The following is a 2,544-nucleotide window of genomic DNA, read 5'->3' as shown; positions in this document are numbered from 1 at the left end:
TGCCTTACCCCATGCAGCTGGGCTCCGGCAGCTATGAGTTGCGCCCGGGGCTGACCCTGAACAAGCAATATGACAGCTGGAGCTGGGGCGCGCAGGTCAGTGCCAACATTCCTCTGGATGAGAATGATCAGGGTTATGAGTTGGGTTCGAGCAAGTATCTGACCGCCTGGGCGGCCAAGCCGGTCTCGCCGTGGGCATCGGTGTCTGTGGCAGCGTATAAGAGCTGGTGGACCAGTATTAACGGTTCTGCTGAAGACCTGACCATCTCACCGATGATGAACCCGGCGGCGGACCCGGATGCCAAGGGTGGCCAGCGTCTGGATATTGGTGTGGGCTTGAACCTGCTGGGCAAGAGCGGCGCGCTGAAAGGCCACCGCCTGGCGATGGAGTACAAGGCGCCGGTGCAGGAATCCCTGCACGGCATTCAGATGGAAACCGATTACACCTTTACCGTGGGCTGGCAGAAAGCCTTCGGCGGGAAATAACCCTGCCGTAGTAGTGTCGCTGGCGGCGATCGTCTGCGGCGATTTTCGCCCACAAAAAAGCCGCTCTTGATGATCAGGAGCGGCTTTTTTGTGGAATTCGAATGGTGCCGGAACGCGGAATCGAACCGCGGACCTACTGATTACGAATCAGTTGCTCTACCGACTGAGCTATCCCGGCATGCCCGTTGTGCGGGGCGGGCGCTAGTTTAGCAGGCCGCCCGCTGCAGGCAAGCAGGAATCAGGCTTCCTGCTTGATGCCGGCCAGTTTGCGGGCATGCCACTTCTTCTTCTCCACATCCATGCCGCGCAGAATCTGAATTCTCTGGGCTTGCGGGCTGCCTGCTCCGTGCATGGATTCGGTGAGGTAACCCACGGCGTTGCGGCCCAGGGTCATGTTTTCGATCAGCCTAAGGATGCGCATGCGGTCCTCGGTGGGGATGTCTTCGCGGCCTTTGAGGAAGCGACGAATGATGTCTCCGGCTTCTTCATTTTCCAGGTCCTGTTCGCTGGGCATGGTGACCATGATACCGCCGGCCAGATCCTGGGCGAGGCGGGAAATCTCGTAGGGGAAACGGGTCACGTTGTGCTTACACACGTTGGCCAGCATGGTGTCATTCATGAAGATGCCGCTGGGCATCTTCTTCGCTTCGTGGGAGCTGGCGATGCCGGAAGAGTAGATGGTTTCGTTGAGATGGGTCATTTCCACCAGCTTGTCGCGGATGTGGCTGACTTTTTCCAGGCCGTTGTATTCCACGATGGATGCCGCTGCACCGACCATGACATCGCCCAGGCCGGTTTTGCAGACATAACTGGCGCGGTGATAGGCAGTGAAGCGGCTGACCAGCTCCTGGGCGAATTCGTATTCGCCGTCCATGAACACGTGCTCGTGGGGAATGAACACATCATCGAAGTACACAAGCACTTCCTGGCCGCCGTACTGGGCATTGCCCTGGTCGATGTCGCCGCCTTCCATGGCCCGGGTGTCGCAGCTCTGGCGCCCGTAGATATAGGTAATGCCGGCGGCGTCGCCGGGGATCATGCCGACCACGGCGTAGTCCTTGTCGCCTTCGGTGAGGTTCATGGTGGGCAGCACGCATATCCAGTGCTGGTTCCAGCCACCGGTCATGTGGGCTTTCACGCCTTTGACGTAGATGCCCTTGTCGGTGCGGCGGGTGACGCGCATGAACATGTCCGGATCGGCCTGCTCGGCGGGCCGCTTGCTGCGGTCACCCTTCGGGTCGGTCATGCCGGCGGCAATCAGGATGTTCTTGCGCTGGGCTTCCTTGAGGAACTCCAGGTAGCGCTGGTGGTACTGGGTGCCGTGTTTTTCGTCCATCTCATAAGTAACGGAGTGCAGCACGCTGATGGTGTCCAGGCCGGTGCAACGCTGGAAGCAGGTGCCGGTGATCTGGCCCATGCGACGCTGCATCTTGTTCTTTTTTACCAGGTCGCCGGGGGATTCCACGATGTGCAGAAAACGGTTTACCTGAGCGTCGATCAACGGTGACCAGGCAGTGGCCAGTTCTGGATCGTCAATGGCCAGGTCATAGCTGGCGCGCAGGGCATTGATGCTGGGTTTGATGATGGGGTGGTCCGCAGGCTCATCAATCAGCTCACCGAACAGGAACAGGCGAGTGCCGCGGTTGCGCAGGCTGGCCAGGTAGTCGTCACCGGTCTTGATGACGGGAATGCGGTCCCAGCGGGTCTGGGCGGATTCTTCACGGGCTGGAGCCGGGGTCGCGGCGTTCATGGTGCCTCCTGGGATCGTGTTGTTCTGCTCTGCGCCGCAGGCCGGCGCGGGAAGCAATATCATCGGGAATAGGGTGACTTGGGAGTCATCTCCGATGGTAAACAGTGTGTAATCCAAGGCAATGACAGAAAGTGCCGCTGTGCTCTGTGGTCAAGTCAGCGTGGCGCTAAGGGCGGGGGAGGCTGGCTGTGTAGGCGGCGCGATAAAAGCATTAGCCGTAGGAGATTCTATGTTGTCCACCCCAGTCTTCATGAGGCAGGGGCCGGCTGATAGTCGGTGCCATTTTTCATAAGCGCGAAGGCGATACGA

Annotated in this window: 1 protein-coding gene, 1 tRNA gene and 1 pseudogene; 1 reads left to right on the top strand and 2 read right to left on the bottom strand. The window is 59.5% G+C overall.

Annotated features, from left to right (window positions below):
• Positions 1 to 485: pseudogene (locus A3754_RS27825) on the top strand (transporter); the annotation flags it as partial.
• A 102-nt stretch (positions 486 to 587) separates the two neighbouring features.
• On the opposite strand, the gene A3754_RS16785 reads toward A3754_RS27825, so the two are convergent.
• A tRNA-Thr gene (locus A3754_RS16785) sits at positions 588 to 663 on the bottom strand.
• A gap of 60 nt (positions 664 to 723) precedes the next feature.
• A complete protein-coding gene (locus A3754_RS16780; protein WP_063520617.1) occupies positions 724 to 2,235 on the bottom strand; it encodes a 4-hydroxyphenylacetate 3-hydroxylase family protein in 1,512 nt (503 codons plus the stop codon).
• Between the last annotated feature and the right edge of the window lie 309 nt (positions 2,236 to 2,544).

Source organism: Alcanivorax sp. HI0083, from assembly GCF_001635175.1.
This window is presented reverse-complemented; position numbering and strand designations above follow the sequence as displayed.